The 24,723-nt window shown below is 35.6% G+C and carries 25 protein-coding genes; 15 read left to right on the forward strand and 10 right to left on the reverse strand.

The features are described from left to right. Positions 1-122: 122 nt before the first annotated feature. The 4 genes from rlmKL to tnpA all read left to right on the forward strand — a co-directional run bounded on the left by rlmKL (position 123) and on the right by tnpA (position 5,682). Positions 123-2,276, forward strand: coding sequence for a bifunctional 23S rRNA (guanine(2069)-N(7))-methyltransferase RlmK/23S rRNA (guanine(2445)-N(2))-methyltransferase RlmL (gene rlmKL / locus DYE19_RS02370; protein WP_115322481.1), 2,154 nt, complete (start codon positions 123-125; stop codon positions 2,274-2,276). Positions 2,277-2,442: 166 nt separating this feature from the next. After that, on the forward strand, positions 2,443-4,299 hold the full coding sequence (locus DYE19_RS02375; protein ID WP_115322482.1) for an ATP-binding protein: 1,857 nt from the start codon (positions 2,443-2,445) through the stop codon (positions 4,297-4,299). A 151-nt stretch (positions 4,300-4,450) separates the two neighbouring features. Beyond that, positions 4,451-5,041, forward strand: a complete 591-nt coding sequence (locus DYE19_RS02380) for an HI_1492 family protein (protein WP_049213880.1) — start codon at positions 4,451-4,453, stop codon at positions 5,039-5,041. Positions 5,042-5,217: 176 nt separating this feature from the next. Next, positions 5,218-5,682, forward strand: a complete 465-nt coding sequence (gene tnpA, locus DYE19_RS02385) for an IS200/IS605 family transposase (protein WP_005738721.1) — start codon at positions 5,218-5,220, stop codon at positions 5,680-5,682. A gap of 141 nt (positions 5,683-5,823) precedes the next feature. Here tnpA and suhB read toward each other — a convergent pair whose 3' ends face one another. Continuing rightward, a complete protein-coding gene (gene suhB, locus DYE19_RS02390) occupies positions 5,824-6,627 on the reverse strand; it encodes an inositol-1-monophosphatase (protein WP_049213881.1) in 804 nt (267 codons plus the stop codon). A gap of 346 nt (positions 6,628-6,973) precedes the next feature. Here suhB and trmJ point away from each other — a divergent pair, with 346 nt between their 5' ends. The 8 genes from trmJ to fdx all read left to right on the forward strand — a co-directional run bounded on the left by trmJ (position 6,974) and on the right by fdx (position 13,342). Continuing rightward, positions 6,974-7,690 carry a tRNA (cytosine(32)/uridine(32)-2'-O)-methyltransferase TrmJ gene (trmJ, locus tag DYE19_RS02395; RefSeq protein WP_115322483.1) on the forward strand — a complete coding sequence of 239 codons (717 nt, stop codon included), beginning with the start codon at positions 6,974-6,976 and terminating at the stop codon, positions 7,688-7,690. 75 nt (positions 7,691-7,765) lie between these two features. Then, positions 7,766-8,230: a Fe-S cluster assembly transcriptional regulator IscR gene (gene iscR, locus DYE19_RS02400; protein WP_049213883.1), complete on the forward strand. Its 465-nt coding sequence runs from the start codon at positions 7,766-7,768 to the stop codon at positions 8,228-8,230. 53 nt (positions 8,231-8,283) lie between these two features. Then, on the forward strand, positions 8,284-9,498 hold the full coding sequence (locus tag DYE19_RS02405; protein WP_049213884.1) for an IscS subfamily cysteine desulfurase: 1,215 nt from the start codon (positions 8,284-8,286) through the stop codon (positions 9,496-9,498). Positions 9,499-9,641: 143 nt separating this feature from the next. Beyond that, positions 9,642-10,028, forward strand: coding sequence for a Fe-S cluster assembly scaffold IscU (gene iscU, locus DYE19_RS02410; protein WP_049213885.1), 387 nt, complete (start codon positions 9,642-9,644; stop codon positions 10,026-10,028). Positions 10,029-10,092: 64 nt separating this feature from the next. After that, entirely contained in the window at positions 10,093-10,416 is a 324-nt protein-coding gene (gene iscA / locus DYE19_RS02415; RefSeq protein ID WP_049213886.1) for an iron-sulfur cluster assembly protein IscA, read from the forward strand. Between the two features lie 43 nt (positions 10,417-10,459). Further along, positions 10,460-10,978 carry a Fe-S protein assembly co-chaperone HscB gene (hscB, locus tag DYE19_RS02420; protein ID WP_115322484.1) on the forward strand — a complete coding sequence of 173 codons (519 nt, stop codon included), beginning with the start codon at positions 10,460-10,462 and terminating at the stop codon, positions 10,976-10,978. Positions 10,979-11,125: 147 nt separating this feature from the next. Continuing rightward, positions 11,126-12,985 carry a Fe-S protein assembly chaperone HscA gene (gene hscA / locus DYE19_RS02425; RefSeq protein ID WP_115322485.1) on the forward strand — a complete coding sequence of 620 codons (1,860 nt, stop codon included), beginning with the start codon at positions 11,126-11,128 and terminating at the stop codon, positions 12,983-12,985. Positions 12,986-13,006: 21 nt separating this feature from the next. Further along, entirely contained in the window at positions 13,007-13,342 is a 336-nt protein-coding gene (gene fdx, locus DYE19_RS02430) for an ISC system 2Fe-2S type ferredoxin (RefSeq protein ID WP_049213889.1), read from the forward strand. A 63-nt stretch (positions 13,343-13,405) separates the two neighbouring features. Here the strand turns inward: fdx and mtgA are convergent, their stop codons facing one another. From mtgA to DYE19_RS02465, 7 genes are all read right to left on the reverse strand, one after another. Continuing rightward, a complete protein-coding gene (gene mtgA / locus DYE19_RS02435) occupies positions 13,406-14,143 on the reverse strand; it encodes a monofunctional biosynthetic peptidoglycan transglycosylase (protein WP_115322486.1) in 738 nt (245 codons plus the stop codon). Continuing rightward, positions 14,121-14,429, reverse strand: coding sequence for a trp operon repressor (trpR, locus tag DYE19_RS02440; RefSeq protein ID WP_049213891.1), 309 nt, complete (start codon positions 14,427-14,429; stop codon positions 14,121-14,123). Before trpR ends, mtgA begins: the two co-directional genes overlap by 23 nt. A gap of 28 nt (positions 14,430-14,457) precedes the next feature. Beyond that, a complete protein-coding gene (locus DYE19_RS02445; RefSeq protein WP_115322487.1) occupies positions 14,458-16,518 on the reverse strand; it encodes a transglycosylase SLT domain-containing protein in 2,061 nt (686 codons plus the stop codon). Between the two features lie 147 nt (positions 16,519-16,665). Further along, a complete protein-coding gene (locus tag DYE19_RS02450; protein WP_115323564.1) occupies positions 16,666-16,962 on the reverse strand; it encodes a YciI family protein in 297 nt (98 codons plus the stop codon). A gap of 19 nt (positions 16,963-16,981) precedes the next feature. Then, the gene (gene yciA / locus DYE19_RS02455) at positions 16,982-17,434 is read right to left on the reverse strand and encodes an acyl-CoA thioester hydrolase YciA (RefSeq protein ID WP_049213893.1); all 453 of its coding nucleotides are present in this window, start codon (positions 17,432-17,434) and stop codon (positions 16,982-16,984) included. Between the two features lie 2 nt (positions 17,435-17,436). Continuing rightward, positions 17,437-17,991, reverse strand: a complete 555-nt coding sequence (locus DYE19_RS02460) for a septation protein A (protein ID WP_115322488.1) — start codon at positions 17,989-17,991, stop codon at positions 17,437-17,439. Between the two features lie 6 nt (positions 17,992-17,997). Then, positions 17,998-18,759 (reverse strand): hypothetical protein, encoded by a 762-nt coding sequence (locus DYE19_RS02465; RefSeq protein ID WP_115322489.1) that lies wholly within the window; start codon positions 18,757-18,759, stop codon positions 17,998-18,000. 282 nt (positions 18,760-19,041) lie between these two features. On the opposite strand from DYE19_RS02465, the gene DYE19_RS02470 reads away from it, so the two are divergent. After that, on the forward strand, positions 19,042-19,656 hold the full coding sequence (locus DYE19_RS02470) for an OmpW family outer membrane protein (protein WP_115322490.1): 615 nt from the start codon (positions 19,042-19,044) through the stop codon (positions 19,654-19,656). 64 nt (positions 19,657-19,720) lie between these two features. Here the strand turns inward: DYE19_RS02470 and recN are convergent, their stop codons facing one another. Together recN and DYE19_RS02480 are read right to left on the reverse strand one after the other, a co-directional pair. Further along, positions 19,721-21,397, reverse strand: a complete 1,677-nt coding sequence (recN, locus tag DYE19_RS02475; protein ID WP_115322491.1) for a DNA repair protein RecN — start codon at positions 21,395-21,397, stop codon at positions 19,721-19,723. Positions 21,398-21,482: 85 nt separating this feature from the next. Further along, entirely contained in the window at positions 21,483-22,400 is a 918-nt protein-coding gene (locus DYE19_RS02480; protein WP_115323565.1) for an NAD(+) kinase, read from the reverse strand. A 164-nt stretch (positions 22,401-22,564) separates the two neighbouring features. Here DYE19_RS02480 and grpE point away from each other — a divergent pair, with 164 nt between their 5' ends. Both grpE and DYE19_RS02490 read left to right on the forward strand, forming a co-directional pair. After that, complete coding sequence (grpE, locus tag DYE19_RS02485; protein ID WP_049213898.1) at positions 22,565-23,140, forward strand: nucleotide exchange factor GrpE; 576 nt, start codon at positions 22,565-22,567, stop codon at positions 23,138-23,140. Between the two features lie 187 nt (positions 23,141-23,327). After that, entirely contained in the window at positions 23,328-24,653 is a 1,326-nt protein-coding gene (locus tag DYE19_RS02490) for an L-cystine transporter (RefSeq protein ID WP_115322492.1), read from the forward strand. The last annotated feature ends 70 nt before the right edge of the window (positions 24,654-24,723 follow it).

Genomic DNA, 24,723 nt, shown 5'->3' on the forward strand with positions numbered 1-24,723 from the left:
CGTTTGTTGTCTATAAAGTGCGGTAGAAATTTTAACAGTTTCGGCCGCACTTTGTTTTTAGTTCTCTTTTCATGTTTAAAACCTGTTATAATTCTACATCACTTTATGAGTAGAGATTACCTATGAAACAACTTTTTGCCACCACTGCACGTGGATTTGAAGAATTATTAAAAAATGAGCTGACTGAACTAGGCGCAATTGAATGCCAAATTACGCAGGGTGGTGTACACTTTTATGCTGATGATGAAGCACTATATCGTGTATTACTTTGGACACGCTTAGCCTCCCGTGTGCTATTACCAATTGTTGAAAGTAAAATTTACAGTGATTTAGATTTATATTCGGCGGTAACTAACCAAAATTGGTTGGATTATTTTGATGAAAAAATAAGTTTTTTAGTCGATTTTAATGGCACTAACCGAGAGATTCGTCATACTCAATTTGGTGCAATGCGTGTGAAAGATGGAATTGTGGATTATTTTGAACGTCTCGGAAAAGCTCGTCCAAATGTAGATAAAGATCATCCCGATATTCGTATTCATGCTTATTTAAATCGTGAAGATTTGGTTCTTTCTTTAGATTTAAGTGGAGAGGCGTTACATATGCGTGGCTATCGTGAAGATACAGGTAAAGCACCTTTACGTGAGACATTAGCTGCGGCAATTGTGTTACGTTCTGGTTGGCAAATTGGTACACCATTAATAGACCCTATGTGTGGTTCAGGTACGTTGCTTATTGAAGCTGCACAAATGCAAGCAAAAATTGCACCGCAGTTATATCGCTTACATTGGGGCTTTGATTCTTGGAAAGGGCATAATCAAAGTGCTTGGGGTAAAGTCAAAGGTGAAGCGTTGGCATTAGCAGAACAAGAATTCAACCGAGAACACAAAGCAAATTTTTATGGCTTTGATTTAGACCACCGAGTATTACAAAAAGCAAAACGCAATGCACAAAATGCAGGTGTCGCTCATTTAATCCAATGGCAGCAAGGTGATGTGGTAGGATTAAAAAATCCATTTACAGAGGAAAAAGGGACAGTAATTTGTAACCCACCTTATGGTGAGCGTTTAGGCACAACTCCAGCATTAATTGCGTTATATTCCGTATTTGGTCAGCGTTTAAAAGAGCAATTTTCCGCCTGGAATGTGTCTGTATTTAGTGCAGAACCTGCATTATTAGACTGCTTACGTTTGCGTTCACACCGTCAATTTAAAGCCAAAAATGGCCCGCTAGAGTGTGTACAAAAAAATTACTACATCAGTGCTCGCTCGGCATCTGAATCACAAAAAAGTGCGGTAGAAAATGCGTTAGAATTTAATCACACTTCTGCGGCACCTGTTGCGCTCGATTTTGCTAACCGTCTGCAAAAAAACATCAAAAAAGTCGAAAAATGGGCAAATCAGCAAGGTCTGAATGCTTATCGCCTCTATGATGCTGATCTGCCAGAATATAACTTAGCGGTAGATCGCTACGATGATCATATTGTCGTACAAGAATATGCAGCACCTAAAAATATTGATGAAAATAAAGCACGGCAGCGTTTATTAGATGCTGTGACCGCGACATTACAAGTCACTGGTGTTGAAACAAATAAATTAATTTTAAAAGTACGTCAAAAACAAAAAGGCACGAATCAATATGAGAAATTAGCTAATAAAGGTGAATATTTCTATGTAAATGAATATGGTGCAAAATTATGGGTGAATTTAACTGATTATCTTGATACAGGATTATTTCTTGATCATCGTTTAACCCGCAAAATGTTAGGGGAAATGGCAGAAGGGAAAGATTTCTTGAATTTATTTGCGTATACAGGCTCTGCGACGGTTCATGCAGCATTAGGTGGTGCAAAGTCAACAACAACTGTAGATATGTCAAATACGTATTTAAATTGGGCTGAACAAAATTTATTGTTAAATGACTTACAAGGTAAACAGCATAAATTAATTCAAGCAGATTGCTTACAATGGCTTGCCGATTGTGACCGTCAATTTGATCTTATTTTTATTGATCCTCCCACATTTTCTAACTCAAAACGTATGGAGGAGAGTTGGGATGTTCAACGTGATCATATTAAATTGATGGCACATTTGAAACGTATTTTACGTACAAATGGAACTATTGTTTTTTCTAATAATAAACGTGGATTTAAAATGGATTTTATGGGTCTAGCTAATCTAGGTTTAAGTGCGGTCGAAATTTCAGCAAAAACATTACCACTCGATTTTGAGCGTAATAAACATATTCATAATTGTTGGCTGATCAATTTAGCTTAAATAAGCATTATCTTTTTATTTATAGCACCCTATTAACTTAGCTAATGGGGTGCTTTTTTATATAGAATAAAATATTGAATTTGAGAAATAGTTCACTTCTGCGGCTATTGACTTGATGATACAATAAGCACCGTAAATAAAATTAAGATGAAGTAAATCAATTAATATGAAAAATATCAGATATTTTACCCAAAAATATGTGGATTGGGTGATTCGTTTAGGGCGTGTAAAATTTTCTATTCTTGGGCTTATTGTATTGGCTATTTTAGCTTTATGTACTCAAGCTTTACTTAGTTTTTTCATTATTGGAGAAGTTTATTGGAGCGACTTAATTCGATCTATTACTTTTGGTTTAATTTCTGCACCGTTCGTTATTTATTTTTTTACTGTTTTAGTTGAGAAATTAGAGCATTCTCGGCAAGGATTATCTCAATTAGTCAATAATTTACGTAATGAAGTCTCTGAAAGAGTGATTGCTGAGAAAAAATTATCTATTGCACTTGATAATATTGAGAAAACAAGCCGTGATAAAACTCGTTTAATGGCAACTATTAGTCATGAATTACGCACACCATTAAATGGTATTATTGGTTTAAGTCGTATTTTATTAGATGAGGAGTTGACGGAACAGCAGCGTAATTATCTGAAAACAATCAATGTTAGTGCTATTTCCTTAGGACATATTTTTAGCGATATTATCGATCTTGAAAAAATTGATGCTCGTAAAATCGAATTAAATTTGAAAGAGGTTGAATTAAATAGTTTTTTAAATGATATCAGTAATTTTGCTAGTCTAATGACTCAACAGAAGAAGTTAGGTTTCCAGTTGATCAGTGATAATGAACTGCCTAATTGGTTGATGCTAGATTATGCTCGCTTAAGTCAGATTTTGTGGAATTTGATTAGTAATGCAGTGAAGTTCACAGAAACAGGTAAAGTTAGCTTAAATGTAAGTCGAGTTTCTGCTCATCAAATCGCCTTTAGTGTGACAGATACTGGGATTGGTATTCCACCTCATGAGTTACCACACATATTCGAAATGTATTATCAAGTACAATCTAGTAAGCATACGTTATTAGGGAGTGGAATTGGATTAGCTGTTTCAAAAACCATTGCTCAATTAATGGGTGGGGATTTATACGTTACAAGCGAAATAGGTAAGGGATCTTGTTTTACTTTAATTCTACCTATTAATGAAGTGGAAAAACCAATAGCAGCTAAAAATCAGATTCCAACAACCTTAAAGATTTTATTAGTTGAAGATATTGAAGTGAATATTGTTGTAGCAAGATCAGTATTAGAGAAATTAGGTTATGCTGTTGATGTCGCGATGACAGGACAGCAGGCTATAGAAAAATTTGAGCAAGGATATTACGATCTATTGCTTTTAGATATTCAATTGCCAGATATGTCTGGCTTTGATGTGGCACAGCATCTCCGCTTAGGCTATGAAAAGGGGGATTATGATTTTCTCCCTCCGTTGATTGCATTAACTGCTAATGTGATGCATAACAAAAAAGAATATCAAGAAAATGGGATGGACGATGTATTACGTAAGCCACTTTCTTTAGATGAGCTTACAGCGTGTTTAATGGAATATTTTGGCGATGAGGCTACTCTTAAGCTAGATGTACCAATAAATAATAAAGATGATGTTATAGCATCTCATTTCGATATGAAAATGTTAAATGAGCTACTTGAGATGCTTGGGGTGAGCTTTGCACAGAATAATTTACTGTTGTTTAAAGAAACGATGCCTGACTATATTAATGAATTATTACGAGCATTTTCAGCCTACCAAAAAGATCCAACAAAGAAAGCAGAAGTACTTTCTGTTGCACATAAGATTAAGGGAGCGACTGCTTCTGTAGGATTGAAGCGGTTACAACAGATTGCAGCACAAGCACAAGATCCAATGCAGGAAGAATGGACATTAAAAATTGAAGAATGGGTTGAACAATTGGCTACTCTTTGGTTATCTGATGTAGAAGAATTAGAACAATATTTAAGTTGTTTACAGTAAATTTAACAAAATATATTCGTCTTTCTTTAAGCAATATGCTTTTTATTGACATATATTTAACTAGCAAGAAAAACAGCATATTAACCATTTTAATTATATGGGAATGAATGCTATTCTATTGCACAATTATGAATTATTTTAAGGACTCACTATGAAAGTATTCGCTGTATTATCAGTATTTCTAATGCCTTTAGTTGTACCAAGTTCTCCTATTGATGGTTATAAAGAACTTAAATTTGGCATGACGATCGAACAGGCAAGAGAAACAAAACTCTGTGAAACAGATTGGCGTTTACCAGAGGCAGATGATTGGAGACGAGTTGTGCGTGGATACTGGATTTGTGATAAATTCCGTTTCGATGATAGTTATGCATTAGCTCGATTACGTTTTATTGGTGGGCAATTAAAAGTAATTGAGTTACGTATGCCTGAATACCCAAAATATCCAGCAGAATTACTGTTACATGTTTTACAAGAAAAATATGGTAAACCCACACATGTTGAACAGCGAGACTTAATTGAAGAAGATTTGTTGCAAGGCAAGATAAAACGACGTAAGAAAAATGAGACTGCTTTTTTAGATACACATCAATTTGCTAAAGGAACAGTTGCCTTGACGATGTTAACATATAATGATATTCCACAACCTGCAGAAATCATTTATTCTGCACCTGAGTTATTACTGCTTGAGAAAAAGTTAGAGGAGCGACCACAACGTCGAACATTATTAAGAGATTTATAAAGTAAAATACCCCAAGAGCTTGGGGTATTTTTTTATTTATAGCTAGACAAAGTCTAGCTATAAAAACCATACGCTTTGCGTATGGAACAGAAAAGCTTAAGCGGTGAGCAGAACAAAACATCCTCCTATAATGAACAAGGCTGACAACCAAAATTCAACATATAGGAGGATAAGTCATGGCAAGTAAATCCAATGACGATTCAAGTCTATCACACACAAGATGGAACTGTAAGTACCACATAGTCTTTATCCCTAAGTATAGGAGAAAAGCAATTTATGGAAAATTGCGAGTTGATATAGGAGGGATACTAAGACAATTATGTCACTACAAGAATGTAGAGATAATAGAGGCATATGCAATGAAAGATCATATCCATATGCTGTTAAGGATACCTCCAAAACTGGCCGTTTCAAGTTTTATGGGGTATTTAAAAGGTAAGTCATCGCTAATGATATTTGAAAGACATGCAAATTTAAAATATAAGTATGGGAATCGAAATTTTTGGGCGAAAGGCTATTATGTAAGTACAGTAGGTTTAAATACAAAAATTGTAGAGGAATATATCCGAAATCAGGAAAAGGAAGATATGATTCAGGATAATTTATCGAAGAAAGAATATATGGACCCTTTTAAGGGGTAGGCAACAGAGTTATTGAACGGTTGTCAGACCTCACATGCCCCTTGAGGGGCATGTGAAGTACTAGGCCCTTATAGGGTGGCTTAAAAACCGCCCGTTTTACGGGCGGATTGTTATTTATAATGTACTATATATGTATTACCTTTATTTTTTTAATATATCACCTAAACAAGGCTGAATTTTATTTAACATTTCTTTCATCACTCGTGGTGGTGCAGCAACAACATGACCAGCTGTTAAATAATGATGTCCAGCATGGAGATCGCAAACCAAGCCACCTGCTTCACGTACAATTAGGTCACCTGCTGCAATATCCCAAGCCTTAATATCCATTTCAAAGTAAGCATCAAGGCGATTTGCTGCGACATAACACAAATCTAATGCGGCGGAACCAGTGCGACGAAAATCCGCCGCTTCAGTGATCAAGCTGTTCATCACAGCAAATTGAGTTGGCATTAAACGAGTTTGTTTAAATGGGAAACCTGTGGCGATTACTGCTCCTGAGAGTTCACATTTACTATCAACACGCAAGCGCATATCATTAACTTTAGCACCTTCACCACGAACAGCAGTAAATAGCTCGTTACGAATTGGATCATAAACTACACCGACTTCAGTGCGACCTTTAACTCGAATAGCAATAGAAATAGAAAAATGAGGTAAACCTTTTACAAAGTTTGTTGTACCATCTAGCGGATCAATCACCCATTGTACATCGCTATCTTTTCCTTCTAATGCACCACTTTCTTCTGTGATAATTGTATGATCAGGATAAGATTTTTTGATTACTTCAATAATAGCTTGCTCAGATGCTTTATCAATATTTGTGACATAATCATTTTTATTTTTCAGTGTTGTTTGAATATCATCACGGCGCTCATAACTTTTAGCAATTACATTGCCCGCTTTTCGTGCTGCACGAATTGCGATATTTAACATTGGATTCATTGTTTCCACCAGATTTTAAAGAACATAAAAAAGAGCTTCTATTATAGGCAATTTTAGCTAAGATAGCGAGAAGAATTTGAATTAACTTGAGCCCCGCATGTTTATCAAAATTTATGTTTAAACAATAGTTATGATATTCCATAAATATTTTTATCATCTTGAATGTACTTCAGTAGGAAATGAAAAGAAATAGTCATGTGTAATTTACTGACATAAAAATAGTGAAGATAACATGGGATTTGCACCAGTTTTTTTATGTATATTCTAATAAAAAAACGTCAAATTCCTGACTAAAAATAGTGGTTATTATGTTAGAATAACGCCTCTTTAAATGGATATATAGTATATGTTAGAAAATATTCGAATTGTTCTAGTAGAAACCTCACATAGCGGTAATATTGGTTCAGCAGCGAGAGCAATGAAAACCATGGGATTACAGTCTTTATATCTTGTAGCACCTAAGCAGCTTATTGATGATCAAGCAATTGCGCTTGCAGCGGGGGCTGAGGATGTTGTTAAAAAGGCAATAACTGTTACTAGTTTTGATGAGGCTATTGCAGATTGTTCTTTAGTTATTGGGACGAGTGCGAGATTACGTCATTTACAAAGTACGTTAATTGAACCGCGTGAATGTGGTGTAAAAGCGATTACACACAGTATCAATAGTCAAGTAGCTATTGTTTTTGGACGTGAACGGATTGGCTTAACTAATGAAGAACTATTGAAATGTCATTATCACCTAACCATTCCTGCTAATCCAGAATATTCTTCACTAAATTTAGCAATGGCAGTACAACTTGTATGTTATGAACTACGTATGGCGTTTTTATCAAAAAAAGAGAAAACTCTACCACTTTCAACAATAGAAAATATCTATCCAAATAGCGCAGAAATGGAACATTTTTTTATGCATATAGAACAACTTTATACAGAGTTAGGTTTTATTAAAAATCAAGGAGTTATGTCTAAATTAAGGCGGTTTTATCTACGTTCTGGTTTAGAAAAAAATGAGCTAAATATTTTGCAAGGCATGCTTTCTGCTGTAAAAAAACAGCTTAAATAGCTTTTTTGAATAGTTGACTAATTTAGTATGATATGTAAATATTCAAAAATTGTTGATTAATTAAAGGAAACAAAGATGAAATTAACCTCTAAAGGACGCTATGCGGTAACTGCGATTCTTGATATTGCGTTACATTCAAACAGAGGCCCTGTGAGTTTATCTGATATTTCTGAAAGACAGCATATTTCGCTCTCATATTTAGAGCAATTATTTGCGAAGTTGCGTCGACACGGATTAGTGAAAAGTGTCCGTGGTCCTGGTGGGGGATATCAATTAGGACTATCGACTGATAAAATTTCAGTAGGTATGGTTATCAATGCAGTAAATGAGAACATTGATGTAACTCGTTGTTTAGGGCGAGGGGATTGTCAAGACGGTGCTGAATGTTTGACTCATGCACTGTGGAAAGAATTAAGCCAGCGTATTGAAGACTTTTTAAATGAAATTACGCTTGCAGAATTAGTTCAACAAAATCGTCAAAAATGCTCAACAATAGAGTTCCATGGGGATTTTGATAATTTAATTATATTAGATAATTAAGCCGCCTGTTCATGAGTGGTCATAAAAATGAATTTTTTAGGAGTGAGAAAGAAATGAAATTACCTATTTATCTTGATTACGCAGCAACTTGTCCAGTAGATGAACGTGTTGCTAAAAAAATGATGGAGTATTTAACTGTTGAAGGAAACTTCGGCAACCCAGCATCTCGTTCACATAAATTTGGCTGGCAAGCAGAAGAAGCAGTAGATATTGCGCGTAATCATATTGCTGACTTAATCGGTGCAGATTCGCGTGAGATCGTTTTTACTTCAGGCGCAACTGAGTCTGATAACTTAGCTATTAAAGGTGCGGCTCATTTTTATCAAACTAAAGGTAAACATATTATTACTTGTAAAACTGAACATAAAGCAGTTTTAGATACTTGTCGTCAGCTTGAACGTGAAGGATTTGAAGTGACTTATTTAAGTCCAAAATCTGATGGTTTAGTTGATCTCGAAGAGCTAGAAAATACGATGCGTGATGATACTATTTTAGTTTCTATTATGCATGTAAATAATGAAATTGGTGTTATTCAAGATATTGCTGCAATAGGTGAGCTTTGCCGTGCACGTAAAATTTTGTTCCATGTTGATGCAACTCAGAGTGTAGGTAAATTACCGATTAATTTGGCAGAGCTAAAAGTCGATTTAATGTCAATGTCAAGTCATAAGTTATATGGACCAAAAGGAATTGGTGCACTATATGTAAGTCGTAAACCTCGCGTGCGTTTAGAAGCGATTATTCATGGTGGTGGTCACGAGCGTGGTATGCGTTCAGGCACATTACCTGTGCATCAAATTGTAGGTATGGGTGAAGCTTATCGTATTTGTAAAGAAGAAATGGCAACTGAGATGCCTCGCTTAAAAGCACTACGTGATCGCCTCTATAATGGCTTAAAAGATATTGAAGAAACTTATGTAAATGGTTCGATGGAGAAGCGTTTAGATAGTAACTTAAATATTAGTTTTAACTATGTTGAAGGTGAATCACTCATGATGGCATTACGTGATATTGCGGTTTCTTCAGGTTCTGCTTGTACTTCCGCAAGTTTAGAGCCTTCTTATGTTTTACGTGCTTTAGGCTTAAATGATGAACTGGCACACAGTTCAATTCGTTTTACGTTGGGACGTTATACAACAGAAGAAGAGATCGATTACACTATTAACTTAGTTAAAAATGCAGTAGAGAAGTTACGTGAGTTATCGCCTCTTTGGGATATGTATAAAGAAGGGATCGATTTAAATACAATTGAGTGGACTCACCATTAATTACTAAAAATAAGTGTTTATAAACATAATTATGAATAGAAAGAATAAAAAGTGCGGTTACTTCTGACTCATTTTAAGCAATTACATATTGCAAGAGTCAATAGAAACACTTGAAATTCTCAAAAAACTGAAAGGAATACAAAATGGCATATAGCGAAAAAGTGATTGATCATTATGAGAATCCACGTAATGTAGGATCTTTAGATAAAAAAGATTCTAATGTTGGTACTGGTATGGTGGGGGCTCCTGCTTGCGGTGATGTAATGCAGCTTCAAATTAAAGTGAATGATGAAGGTATCATTGAAGACGCGAAATTTAAGACTTATGGCTGTGGTTCCGCAATTGCCTCAAGCTCATTAATTACAGAATGGGTAAAAGGTAAATCATTAGATGAAGCACAATCGATTAAAAATAGTCAAATTGCTGAAGAGTTGGAGTTACCCCCAGTAAAAGTACATTGTTCAATTCTTGCAGAAGATGCGATTAAAGCAGCGATTGCTGATTATAAAGCAAAAAAAGATGCTAAATAATTAGAATGAAGTGGGGCAAATTTGCCCCATTAGTATTAAAGAGTAATATGGAGTAGATAACTTAATGGGTATTTCTCTCACTGAAGCGGCAGCAGATCGCGTAAGAACTTTTCTGGCTAATCGAGGTAAAGGGATAGGTTTGCGTTTGGGGATTAAAACCTCTGGCTGTTCAGGATTAGCTTATGTGTTAGAGTTTGTAGATGAATTACATGAAGACGATAACATATTTGAACAGTATGGCGTAAAAATTATTGTTGATACTAAAAGCTTAGTTTATCTTGATGGCACAGAGCTAGATTTTGCGAAAGAGGGATTAAATGAAGGCTTTAAATTTAATAATCCTAATGTTAAAGAGCAGTGTGGCTGTGGTGAAAGTTTCCACGTTTAGATGCTAAATATATTTTTCATTTTATTCTTGATTTGAGTTAAAGATGGATCCATTTAAGATTTTTGATTTACCCGTTGATTTTCATATTGATCAAACTACATTATCAAGTCGCTATCTTGCTTTGCAAAAATCGTTGCATCCCGATAATTACACTACACATTCCCCACAAGAACAACGTCTTGCAATACAAAAATCTGCAGAAGTGAATGATGCATTACAGATATTAAAAGATCCGATTTTGCGCGCTGATAGTATTATTGCTATCCATACAGGTGAACAAGAAAATAGAGAAGAAAAAAGTAACCAGGATATGGCATTTTTAATGCAGCAAATGCAATGGCGTGAGTGTTTAGAAGAAATTGAGTGTGAGCGCAATACTGATAGGCTACTGGACTTTTCAGCAGAAATTGAACAAGTACAAAAAGTGATACTAATGGAGTTATCTACTGCATTGACACAACGTCAGTGGATACAGGCTAAAGCAATTAATGATAAATTACGCTTTATTAAAAAACTCTTAGTTGAAATTGAACGTGTAGAAGAGTCACTATTAGATATTTAAGTTGAGTACTATTTTCTCTGATTACATTTGGGGAAACTCAAACATGATTAGGCAAAAGATGTTACCCACTTAGATGAGTAGATTATTAAATAAAAAGAATAAAACAGGCTATAATAAAAATAATATTATTTGAACAAGAGATAAATGATGGCATTACTTCAAATTGCAGAACCTGGCCAAAGTGCGGCACCGCATCAACATAAATTAGCTGTTGGTATTGATCTGGGAACCACAAATTCTTTAATTGCGACGGTACGCAGTGGCACAGTTGATATTTTATTAGATGAAAAAGAACGCCCATTAGTGCCATCAGTTGTGCATTTTCAACAAGATAATGTAATTGTTGGTTATGAAGCGAGTGAATTAGCCAGTCAGGCACCGAATAATACGATTATTTCAGTTAAACGTTTAATTGGTCGTAGTTTGGAGGATGTAAAACAACGTTACCCAAATTTACCTTATCAATTTGAAGCAAGTGAAAATGGTTTACCTCTGATTCAAACCGCGAAAGGATTAGTGAGTCCAGTAGAAGTATCTGCTGAAATTTTAAAAAAACTGACCGCACTTGCTGAACAACGCTTAGCGGGTAAACTTTCTGGCGCAGTAATTACCGTACCGGCTTATTTTGACGATGCTCAGCGTCAAAGTACGAAAGATGCGGCAAAACTTGCTGGTATTAATGTGTTGCGTTTATTAAATGAACCAACAGCTGCCGCAATTGCTTATGGATTAGATAGTGGGCAAGAGGGAGTGATTGCAGTTTATGATCTTGGTGGGGGGACTTTTGATATTTCAATTTTGCGTTTATCTAAAGGAGTATTTGAGGTCCTTGCAACGGGAGGAGATACATCGCTTGGTGGTGATGATTTCGATCACCAACTTATGGATTGGATCATACAACAATCTGGGCTGCAGCCACAGACTGCACAGCAACATCAGTTATTAGCCGAATTAGCTACTCAAACTAAAATTGCTTTAACTAATCACATTGAAGTTGAAATTACTTATCAAAATTGGCAAGGGTATATTCATCGTGAGCAATTTAATCAACTTATTGAGCCATTAGTTAAGCGTTCTTTGTTCGCTTGTCGTCGAGCGCTAAAAGACGCAAATGTCAGTATTGATGAGGTATGTGAAGTCGTAATGGTTGGTGGTTCCACACGTGTCCCTTTTGTACGTGAGCAAGTCGCAAACTTTTTCCAGCAACAACCATTAACGTCTATTGATCCAGACAAAGTAGTCGCTTTAGGTGCGGGGATTCAAGCAGATATTTTAGTCGGTAATAAGCCAGATACAGAAATGTTATTACTGGATGTTATTCCGCTTTCATTAGGTATTGAAACAATGGGTGGGTTAGTGGAGAAAATTATTCCACGCAATACCACCATACCTGTTGCACGTGCACAAGAGTTCACGACGTTTAAAGATGGTCAAACAGCTATGTCAGTACATGTTGTGCAAGGCGAACGTGAGATGGTGAATGACTGCCGATCGCTTGCGCGCTTTAGTTTACGTGGTATACCTGCGATGACAGCTGGTGCGGCACATGTTCGTGTAACATATCAAGTTGATGCAGATGGTTTATTAAGTGTTACCGCGATGGAGAAATCTACAGGGGTACAATCATCTATTCAAGTTAAACCTTCTTATGGACTAACAGATGATGAGATTACGAATATGCTGAAAGCGTCTATGTTGAATGCAAAAGAAGATATTCAAGTACGTTTATTAGCAGAACAACGTGTTGAAGCTGAACGTGTATTAGAAAGTATAGGTTCTGCATTAAGTTATGACCAAGATTTATTGAATGATGAAGAGTTAATCGCAGTTAAAAATGCGATAACTTCTTTAGAAAGATTGCAAATAGAAGGGGATACACAAGCAATTAAGCAAGGGATAAAAGCCCTTGACTTAGCAACCCAAGAGTTTGCTTCACGTAGAATGGATAAATCAATTCGCTCAGCATTAGCTGGGAAAGCTGTTGATGATATTGTTAATCAGAAATAATATAAAGAAATAGGATAGAAAATGCCAAAAGTCGTTTTTTTACCCCATGATGATCTTTGCCCAGAAGGCTTGGCTTTAGATGTGGCAGAAGGGGAGAACTTATTAGATGTTGCACTTGATGCAGGAATTGATATTGAGCATGCATGTGATAAGTCTTGTGCATGTACTACTTGCCATGTCATTATCCGCGAAGGATTTGATAGCTTGAATGAAAGTAGTGAAGATGAGGATGATATGTTAGATAAGGCTTGGGGCCTTGAAGTAGACAGTCGTTTGAGCTGCCAATGTTTAGTCGGAAAAGAAGATCTCGTTGTAGAAATTCCAAAATACACTATTAATCATGCTCGTGAAGAGTAGGCAAAAGGCTCAACTGGTGTTGAGCCTTTATTTATTAAAACTTTGTCAAAACAGACCGCACTTTTAATCTAATTTTTGTAAATAATTTTTCCCTAATAATTTCATTTGTCGCAAAATTCTCATTTGTTTACGCTTAACATAAGCACTAGGTTTGTCTGCTTTAAAGATGATTGGGTTGGGGAGGACTGCGGCAAGTAAGGCTGCCTCGGCTTGAGTAAGCTGTTTAGCAGATTTAGCAAAGTAATGTTGGCTTGCGGCTTCTACACCAAAAATACCTTGTCCAAATTCCGCAATATTTAAATAAACTTCAAGGATTCGCTTTTTTGGCCAAAGCGTTTCTAATAGGAATGTAGTAGGCACTTCAATACCTTTACGTAGCCAGCTTTGTCCATGCCATAAATATAAATTTTTAGCCGTTTGTTGGCTAATAGTTGAACCTCCGCGAATTGTTCTACTAGATATATTGTGTTGTAGTGCCGTTTGAATTGCATGCCAGTCAAAACCATTATGGAGAGGGAAACGCTGATCCTCACTTGCAATCACAGCAAGCTGCATTTCCCAAGCAATATTATCCAAATTAATCCATTGATAGTTCAGTGGATAATCAATATTACCTTGCAGTAAATTCTCTAATTTCTTTTGCACCATATAAGATGAAAAAGGAATAGGAACCACTCGAAATAATAATGTACTTATTACGAGAATAAACAGGAAAAACGCAAAAATGCGGTAAATAATCGCTTTAGCTCGATGCCAACAGCTTAAGAAAGGAAAATATTTAATCTTTTTTTGCTTGCTCATCTAATTGTGCTTTAACCCAAGCCATAAATTCTGGAGGCATTGTTTTAATCATATTGGAACCACGTGTGATAGTGGCTGCACTGGTATTGAGATTTTGTTGGATTTCACGTTGTGGTATATTTTTATCCAATAATTGTGCGACGATCTGTAAGCGTAAACCAACAGAGTCACGTTCGTCAGGGGTAAGTAATAATGTGAGAATATCTTGTTCCTTGCCTTGTTCAAATGCAATACGTAACATTTCAACAAAAGCATGCCACTGTTCTAGGTCACGACTGAGATACATAATTTTCCCTCCTTTTTAGACTGTTAAACTAGTATAATCGATTATACTCTTCTGTGCTAAATTTTTGCTGTGAGTGTTGTTGCAAAATTTGATAATAGAGATCGTAAGTTAACACATTTTGTACATAGCCACGTGTCTCATAAAAAGGAATACTGGCAATAAATTCTGCCATAGTGAGCTGACTATTTGCTTTAGCCAACCAACGATCCACTCGACTTACCCCTGCATTATATGCTGCGGCAATTAAAATCCGATTGTTTCCATATTTTTCATACAGCTCTTGTAGATGGGCTGTGCCAAGCATAATATTGTCAAAAGGATCAAATAGTTGGCTTTCATGAGAATAAGGTAACTCCGATTTTTGAGCTGTTTGTTTTGCTGTTGTCGGTAATAATTGCATTAAACCACGTGCATTAGCATGAGAGGATACATTATGTTTCCAAGCACTTTCTTGTCGAGCGATAGCCATAGCAAAAGTACGATCGATATTTTTATTTTTTAAGTGTAAATCAAACCAATCAAGATAAGCATTTGGTAGTCGAAGAGCAATATGTCCCCAAGCTTTTGCCTGAATTGTAGCTTCAACAGCAAGATCAAACCACTCTTGTGTATCAGCATAATGGGCAAGTGCGAGCTTTTGTTCAAAAGATGCTTGCTCTAATAATCTTTTCCACTCTAAATTCATGTTGACTAAATCATTAAACCAACGTAGTTCAGCAATACGATTTAACGTTTCGTGAAAAGCAGCCTGTATCTTTTGTTTAGGGTTTGGGGTGAATGTTTGCATCTTAGGCTGGTATTCAATCCCAAGTTCAGCACTGGCTAACATAGGATAAAAACCTCGTTGTTGAGCAAGGGATATCAATATCTTTTTAGCTTGAGCCTGTGTGTTTTTATCTGTTGTTAACACCTTTGCTTGCCAGTATCGCCATTCTTCTTTGTTTTTAGCTGTATCAGATAGTAATGCTAGCCATGGGGTGATGTCTGTTTTCTCTCGAATCGCAGTACGAATTCTGCGTTCAGTTAACGTATCATCTCTCAATTCAATGAGAGTTTTATCACGCCATTCTTGGATAGATGAATTATCGCTATCAAATAAATGGCTCATTAAGTGTTTTTTCCATTGATTTTTTTGCGATAAGTTAAGCTCAAGTCCATTCGCCCAAATTTCATAGGGAGAAAATGGGTTTTGATTGTCTTGTATTGTGCTTTCTTTCAGGGTTTTGATAAAGTTTGGGAAATGGTTTAATACAATACGTTTCGCTAGCGTATCTTGTGCAGAGATATTGAGTGGATAAAATACAGTACTTGGGTTTTGTAGTTGTTGTGGTACTTGTGCTAGCTGCGTTAGTGCAATTAACCATTGTTTGAGTTCTTGGTCTTTTGCTTGTTGTTGTAAATGAACCAGTAAGCCTTGATTTTTTTGTTCAAAAGCTAGAACAGCGCGCGTTTTAAGCTCCTCATCACTTAGATAGCCTTTTTCAATCCATGTTGTTAAAACAGGATCACATTGTTTAGGTAGGCTAGCACCAGTTAACCATAATTGTGTCACTTTTTTTTGCCAATTTTCTATTGAAAGTGCGGTCGATTTTGGCAAAGTTTCATATTCTGCTTGTAGGATGATACAACGGGAAGCTATATCTTGTGGTAGTTTTATGGCATTATCCACAATACTTTGCCAATCTGACTTTATTTGAGCTTGTTGTAGCCATTTCTTTTTTAATTCTGTGGCAAAAGGCAACATTGAGTACCGTTTTTGGTAAGCATCAATTTGCTCTAAGGTTAATTTATCTTGTGTAGCATTTAAATATTGGTATTGAGCATAGGGATAGAGTGAATAATCCTCAATTCGTCTTAATAATTCATTCACAACAGCTAATGTAGCATCACTTTGTGAGCGACTGAGTAATTGCTGGATTTTTTGATAGGCTTGGCGTGCTTTTTGTTGTTGCGAAACTGTCTGAGAGTATTGTTCCAATAAGGTATTTTCTTTGATTTGGTCTAAATGTTGAGGAGTCTGAGTTTCAGCCCATGTAGAAACTGAAAGTAGCGAAAATAAACAACTGAGTGTTAACACGTAGAATTTCATGAAAGTCTCTAAAAATTATTTATCGTTAATTATCATATAGCAGCTTAGACCGTCTTTTGGGCTAAAAGTGCAGGAGATGGTTTTCTTTGCTTTATACAAAATAGGCGAAATTGAATTTCGCCCAAGTATGTAATGAAAAGAGATAAGTTAGAATACGCGTTTGAAAGGTTTGACCGTCACTTCAGCATAAACACCAGCTTCAATATAAGGATCTTGACTTGCCCACTGTTTGGCATCTTCCAAACTAGCAAACTTTGCAATCACAGTTGAGCCAGTAAAACCTGCATCGCCTGGATTTTCATCATCAATGGCTGGATTAGGACCTGCAACTAATAAGCGATCTTCTGTTTGAAGTTGAGTTAAACGAGCAAGATGTTTGTCACGTACAGCTAAACGTTGTGCTAATGTATTTGGTTTATCTTGTGCAAAAATGACGTAGTACATCATAATTTTTCCTCATTTATTAATTAAGTTGAGATAAAGCTTTCTCTAATTCAGGATTATTTTCTCTAGGTACTGGACGCGGTCGTCCATCTTTATCAACAGCGACAAAAGTAAACACAGCTTCAGTCACACAATAACGCTCACCGATAGGTTCACTTGACACCTTCTTGACCCAAACTTCCATTTTTATTTTTATTGATGAACGACCAATGCTCAGACATTTACCATAACAACAGACGACATCACCTACTGCAATAGGGCGTATAAATGTCATACTATCTACAGCAATAGTCACTACGCGACCATGAGCAATTTCTTTAGCTAAAATTGCACCGCCCATATCCATTTGTGACATAATCCAGCCACCAAAAATATCGCCATTAGCATTCGTATCAGAAGGCATTGCCAGTGTACGTAATAAAAGAGTACCTCTTATATCGCAGTTTTTTGATGTGTCATTAAGCGTGTGCATAATCATTCCTTATTATTTTTATTTACTTGTGGAAGATAACGATAAATGTAAATTCCCGTAATAACTGTAGCGATTAATGTCATCCCAAGAATACCAAAGGTTTTAAAATCAACCCAAAGATCGTCGGAGAGATATTGGCTAATGTAAATATTAATTAACATACATAAAATAAAAAATGCTGCCCAGCCAAGGTTGAGGTTGTGCCAAACACGCTCTGGTAATTCAAGCGCTTGATCTTTACTTAACATTAATTGAATTAAGTTTTTGTTAAAACCATATCGACTAATAAGTAGTACTAAGGCAAAAATAGCATAGACGATTGTGACTTTCCATTTTAAATACTCAAGTTGGTTAAAGTAAGCAGTTAATGCACCAAAGAATACGACGGCGACGCCCATAATCAGTTGTTGTTTCTCTACTTTGCCATATTTTATTTTAAGAATAAGTAATTGGATAACTGTAGCAATCATTAATGTTAATGCTGCTTCACGGATACCAACCAGTTTATAAACAGCGAAAAATAAAATAAGTGGAATAAATTCAAGTAATTGTTTCATAGCAAACTACACCTTTTGCATAAAAATAGTGTAAAAACGATAAGTAAAAATGAGTGAAAATACTGTTAAAAATGAAGTCATGACATCAATAATGATTTCAAAGATGAAATTTATACTGAAAGCCGAAATATGGCGGATTAATAACGGTAAAAGAAAATGAATAATTAAGCAGTATAAAAATAATGGTGCGGTACGTTTAATTCCCGCTTTCCATGTGGTTTGAAGTGCTTGGTTTATTGTTACATCACGAATTAAATAATGCACTGAAGTAAGACAGAAACGAATAAATAAATAAATACCTAATCCTGCGAATAGCAAAGAAAAATTTGAGGGTTGAGTTTTGTTCATGATTAAAGAGAAGAAGATCTCAGAAACACCAATAAGGATAGGCATTAATAAAATAATATTGATCAAAATAACACCAATAAAACGCTTGGACACAGTAGTAATAGTCGTATTTAGCGAAAAGTGTTGGTTTTGGCTTACTTGATGAATCGAAATCAAGCACCAAGATGCGATGAATAAGTAAAGTAATTGATAAGCAATTAAAAGTATCGCAATGTTAGGACTGACAGTACCTATACCAAGCACTTGGGCTAATTCATCACTACTATTTGTCGTAATTTCCGTTGTGGGAAATAGGTTAAGCATAAGAGTAATAAATAAATTGCTCAAAAAGAAAGCGACTATAAATGTTAAAGTAAATTGACGCTGGTTTTGAATAAAATTCCAGCTATCTTGAAAAATTTTTGTGAAATTTATAGGCATTGATTAAGACCCAAATTTAAGCTCAAAAAAGTGAAAAGATTATACCGCTTTTTGTCATAAAATTCATAAAAAACTATGATTTTGATTTGTATCATTTTTTGCGTTTTTTTAAACAAACCTAAGAATGCGTTAAATTTATATTTATTTTTTAACAAGTTTTTAAAAAATTGATAAAGATCAGAAAGTGTATACCTGTAAAGTGCTATTCTTCTTTTGTCTAAAAAAAGACATGATTTTTTTATGGTTATATTATCCAATGATATAGACAGATGAGGTATTTTTATGAAAAAAGCGATATGTGCATTAAGTATAGTTGCATCATTAGTTGCTGGTTCGGCAGTCGCGCATGAAGCTGGTAGTGTTATTGTTCGTGGTGGCCCAATTATGGTTGTTCCAAAAGCATCCACTAATAGTGATACATTCAAGTTTGATGTGAATTCAAATGCACAGTTAGGCTTAACTGCCACTTATATGGCAACAGAGAATATTGGTATTGAGCTTTTAGCCGCAACGCCATTTAGTCATGAAATTACATTAGGTAATAAACTTGTTGGTAAGACAAAACATCTACCACCAAGTCTTTACGCTCAATACTATTTTTTAAATAAAGATGCGAGTGCTCGCCCTTATGTAGGTGCTGGTGTGAATTACACAACATTTTTTAGTGAAAAAGCAATATTAGATGGTGTTACTGATCTGAAGCTAAAAGATTCTTGGGGAATGGCGTTTAATGCGGGTGTTGATATTAAATTAGCAGATAATTTATTTTTAAATACTTCTGTGTGGTATGCAAAGATTAAATCAAAAGCAACCTTTAAATTAGGTAGTGATGAACATAAAGTTGATGTGAAATTAGATCCAACAGTCTTCTTCTTAGGATTAGGTTATCGCTTTTAATCTGTTTTTTCAGTTTTTAAAAATGGGCAATAAACTTGCCCATTTTTTATTCGTTATCGCTATATTAAGAGACTAAATCAAGCATTTCTTGTGCGTTAGCTAATGTAGTATTTGTTACCTTACTGCCACCTAATAATTTAGCTAGGGCCTTTACTCGTTGTTGTGGAGAAAGTGCAGTCATTTTTGTTTCAGTTTTGTTTTCTACAATTTGTTTTTCAACAATAAAATGTTGATGACCATGACAAGCCACTTGTGGAAGATGTGTTACACAAATTATTTGACTATGTTGTCCTAATTTACGTAGTAATTTCCCAACAATACTGGCAGTTGCACCGCTTATCCCCACATCAACCTCATCAAAAATTAAAGTAGGAATAGCTGATTTATCGGAGGTTAATACTTGAATCGCTAGGGATATACGAGAAAGCTCACCCCCAGAGGCAATTTTAGTTAATGGCTGTGCTATTTGACCTAAATTACTACGCAGCATGAAAGCTAGGTGATCTGCACCATTCGAGCCGATTTTATTGTAATCTGTGGTTAGTTCGATGAAAAACTCACCATTTTCCATGGCAAGCTGCCTGATTGAGCGGGTGACATGTTCAGCAAGTTTCATTGCACCTGTTTTTCGACTTTGATGTAATGCTAATGCTGTTGTGTGCATTTTGTTATAGGCTGCTTTTTCTTGAGCAATTAATAACGCTTCACTTTCAGAAAAATCGATTAACTGAGCTAACTCTTGTTTTAAACAGCGATGTAACTCAACTAAGTTTTCTGGTTTCACATGGTGTTTGCGTGCTAATTGTAAAGCATGCCCTAAACGTTGTTCTATTTCATAAAGTGATGCTGGGTCTTGTTCTATATCAGTAGCCAATTGTTGTACTTCATGTGTTGCTTCTTGCACTTGAATGAGGGCTTCTTGCAATAAATTAGATATATTGTTATACCGAGAGTCTAATTCACACAGTTCGTCTAAATATTGTGTTGCTCGATAGAGTAGAGAATCAATACTCACTGTTTCATTTTCACTTAATAATTGTAGAGTTGATTGTGAAAGTGTGGTTAATTGCTCACTGTTGGAGAGACGTTTTTGTTCTTCTTCCAATGTGAGATATTCATCAGGACGTAAATTAAATTCATCCAACTCCGCAACTTGATATTGTAAAAGCTGCTTTTTGGCTTCACTTTCAGCAACTTTTTGCTGAAAAGTTTGTACTTGGTGTTGTAGTGTTTTCCATGCTTGATATTCTTCTTGCATTTGTGCCAGTAAATTTCCATGAGAGCAAAAATTATCGAGTAATTGTAGTTGATAGTCAGGTTTGAGTAATAATTGAGAAGCATGTTGACCATTAATCTGGATTAAATATTGCCCTAGTTCTTTCAGCTGGGTGGCTGAAACAGGAATACTATTGATAAAAGCTTTTGAACGTCCATCATGGTTGATAATACGACGTAAAATACATTCATTAGGATTCTCGGCATCTTGTAATTCTTGTATTTGTAGCCATTGGAAAGCAGGACTGTTTTGCTCAAGGATAAATGTTGCACAAATATCAGCTCGTTCTTGTCCCTCTCGTAACATACTGATTTCTGTTCGTTGACCAAGACAAACACTTAATGCGTCAATTGCAATGGATTTTCCTGCACCAGTTTCTCCAGTGATGACAGACATCCCTTTAGTCAGTTCAATATTAAGATGACGAACAATAGCAAAATTATTAATTGTCAGTTGAATGAGCATAGTAATTCCTCGTTTACTGTATATTTATCAGTTTATAACTGTTTTTATATACAGTAAAGCGATTTTTAATAATTTTGAGTGTTTTTTATACTAGATTTCTGAGCCAACCTAATTTTGAACTCAGTACTTTGTAATAGTTATAGTTTTTTAGATGCAGTAATCTGAGTTTATGCTGGCTTTTTTGAATATGTACAATGTCATCTGGAGAGAATTCCAAAGCAATTTGACTGTCGCAACCTACTTCTAATTGTGCTGTGTTATATTCGGCAAAACGGATAGAGATTTTACTATCGCCATCAATGACTAAGGGACGTGAGGAGAGGGTATGTGGGAACATTGGCACTAATGCAATTGCATTGAGCTGAGGAGTTAAAATAGGACCTCCAGCAGAAAGAGAATAAGCGGTTGAACCTGTTGGCGTAGAAATAATTAAGCCATCAGAACGTTGTGAAAAGGCAAATTTATCATCAATATAAACATGAAAATCGATCATATGTGCAATTTTGGCAGGGTGAATAACCGCTTCATTGACAGCATTCGCCTTAGCAATAATTTTTCCATCACGTTCTACGCTGGCTTCTAAGATAAAGCGTTCTTCCACAAAAAATTCACCTTGTTCTAAACAAGCTTGCAACTGTGCATAAGCATTTTTAGGGTCAATATCTGTTAAGAAGCCTAAATTACCTCGATTAATACCGATTAATGCAATGTCATATTTGGCAAGGATGCGTGCACGTCCTAACATATTGCCATCACCACCAATCACAATTCCTAACTGCGCGTTTTGTCCAATATCTTCAATTGAGGCTAAATAATCTTCGCTTAAGCCAAGTTGCTCGCCGATTGGACGCTCTACTAATACTTGATAACCTTTTTCAATGAGCCACTGAAAAAGATTTTTATGCATTTGTAAAGTCAAATCATGGCGAGGTTTACCTAATAATCCAATGGTTTGAAAGGAGGATTGTAGTGCTTTAATATCCACTGCATTTTGGTATGTCATTGCTTGTTCCATTTGATGAAAAAATTTAACCGCACTTGAATTCAAAAAATCAGCCATTATATTACACACAAAACCTTTTATTTGTCAGCAAGTATCTATATATGTGTTAACTTTTATATTTTTTGCTAGAATTAGTCAAAATTTTGTTATTAACGGAGAATGTAATGTCTGCAAAAGAGCAACAAATTGAAAATGAAGAAATGATTCAAGAAGAAGTTGAATTAGAACAACCTGTTGAAGAGGTAGTAGGGGAAGATCCTTTAGAGGAAGCAATTGCTCGTGTTCAAGAATTGGAAGCTCAGTTAGAACAAACAATGAAGAAAGAGCAAGATTTATTATTACGTACACGAGCTGAAATTGATAACATTCGTCGTCGTACAGAACAAGATGTAGAGAAAGCACATAAGTTTGCATTAGAAAAATTTTCTAAAGATATTCTCAATACTATTGATAATTTAGAACGTGCTTTAGCAACACCAGCAAATTTAGAGGATGAAAGTGTAAAAGCTCTGTTTGATGGTGTTGAGCTGACTTTGAAAGAACTTATTTCCACAGTGGCTCGTTTCGGTGTTGAACCTGTTGGTATTGTTGGTGAAGTGTTTAATCCCGAATTACATCAAGCAATTTCCATGCAGCCGATGGAAGGATTTGAAGCAAACCAAATTACAGTAGTATTACAAAAAGGTTATTTATTAAATGGTCGTGTTATTCGTCCAGCAATGGTAATGGTTGCTGCATAGATACGAGATATTTTATAAAAAAAGACCGCACTTTATTTGCTTAAAGCGAAAGTGCGGTCTTTTTATTTTGATTTTGAGATGTTTCATATAATAAAAGATTATAAACCATAGCCAAAAAGTAGTTGTAGTTTATTAAAAATTCTCATTTAATCATATGCAGTTTTTTTATTCGTATTGAGAGCAAATTATGAGCGTGATAAATCTGATTATTTTTGTCGCATTACTTGTGTTATTAGCATGGATTTTTAAACGTACCCAAAAACTAGGGACAACAGTATTTATCGGATTAGTATTAGGTTTAGTTTGTGGTGCGTTATTGCAGCAATTAGCCGATCAAGATGCCGTTAAAAGTACTTTAGATTGGATTAACTTAGTTGGTAGTGGTTATGTGCGTTTACTGCAAATGATTGTAATGCCATTAGTCTTTATTTCAATTCTCTCAGCAATTACTCGTTTAAATCAGGCAAGTGCTTTGGGGAAAATTAGTTTCAGTGTAATTTCTGTGTTATTAATCACGACTGCAATTGCTGCAGCAATTGGGATTGCTATGGCTTATATATTCGAACTAAGTGCAGAGGGATTAGTGGCAGGAGAGCGTGAATTAGCGGCTCAAACCCGTGTTGAAGGTCGAGTAGAAAAAGTGAGTAGTTTGACTATTCCTGCTATGTTATTGTCTTTTATCCCTAAAAATCCATTTTTAGAATTAACGGGTGCAAATCCTACTTCTATTATTAGTGTTGTGTTATTTTCAGCATTGCTCGGTGTTGCGGCACTCAGTTTAAGTAAAGAAGATCAGGCATTGGGCGAGCGTATTGCACAAGGTGTAGAAACATTGAATAAATTAATTATGCGTTTAGTGCGTATGGTCATTCGTTTAACGCCTTATGGTGTATTTGCACTCATGATTAAAATGGCTACAACATCAAAATGGGCAGATATTGTTAATTTGGGTTCATTTATTATTGCCTCCTATTTAGCTATTTTATTCATGTTTCTGGTACACGCACTTATATTGGTCCTTTTTAAAGTAAACCCTGTGAATTATTTTAAAAAGGTCTTACCCACATTAAGTTTTGCGTTTACTTCTCGTTCTAGTGCCGCCACATTGCCACTCAATATTGAAACACAAACAAATAAATTAGGTAATAATAGTGTGATTGCGAATTTTGCCGCAACTTTTGGTGCAACAATCGGACAAAATGGCTGTGCGGGTATCTATCCTGCAATGTTAGCCGTTATGGTTGCGCCAACAGTTGGAATTGATCCTTTCAGTTTTACTTATTTAGCTACATTGATTTTAGTTGTGACGATTTCATCACTAGGTATTGCGGGTGTGGGTGGTGGTGCGACCTTTGCTGCCATTGTGGTGCTTTCAACGTTGAATCTACCACTTGCGTTAGTAGGGCTATTGATCTCTATTGAGCCTTTAATTGATATGGGACGTACCGCACTTAACGTGAATGGCTCAATGGTCGCTGGTACAGTGACTAATCAATTGTTAAGCAAAAAATAATGCTTCAATAGTGTATTATCAATAAAAAAAGAGATAGCATATATAGCTATCTCTTTTTAGGTTTAGCCAG

Origin of the sequence: Pasteurella canis, assembly GCF_900454865.1 — a bacterium.
GTDB classification, from domain to species: Bacteria; Pseudomonadota; Gammaproteobacteria; order Enterobacterales; family Pasteurellaceae; genus Pasteurella; species Pasteurella canis.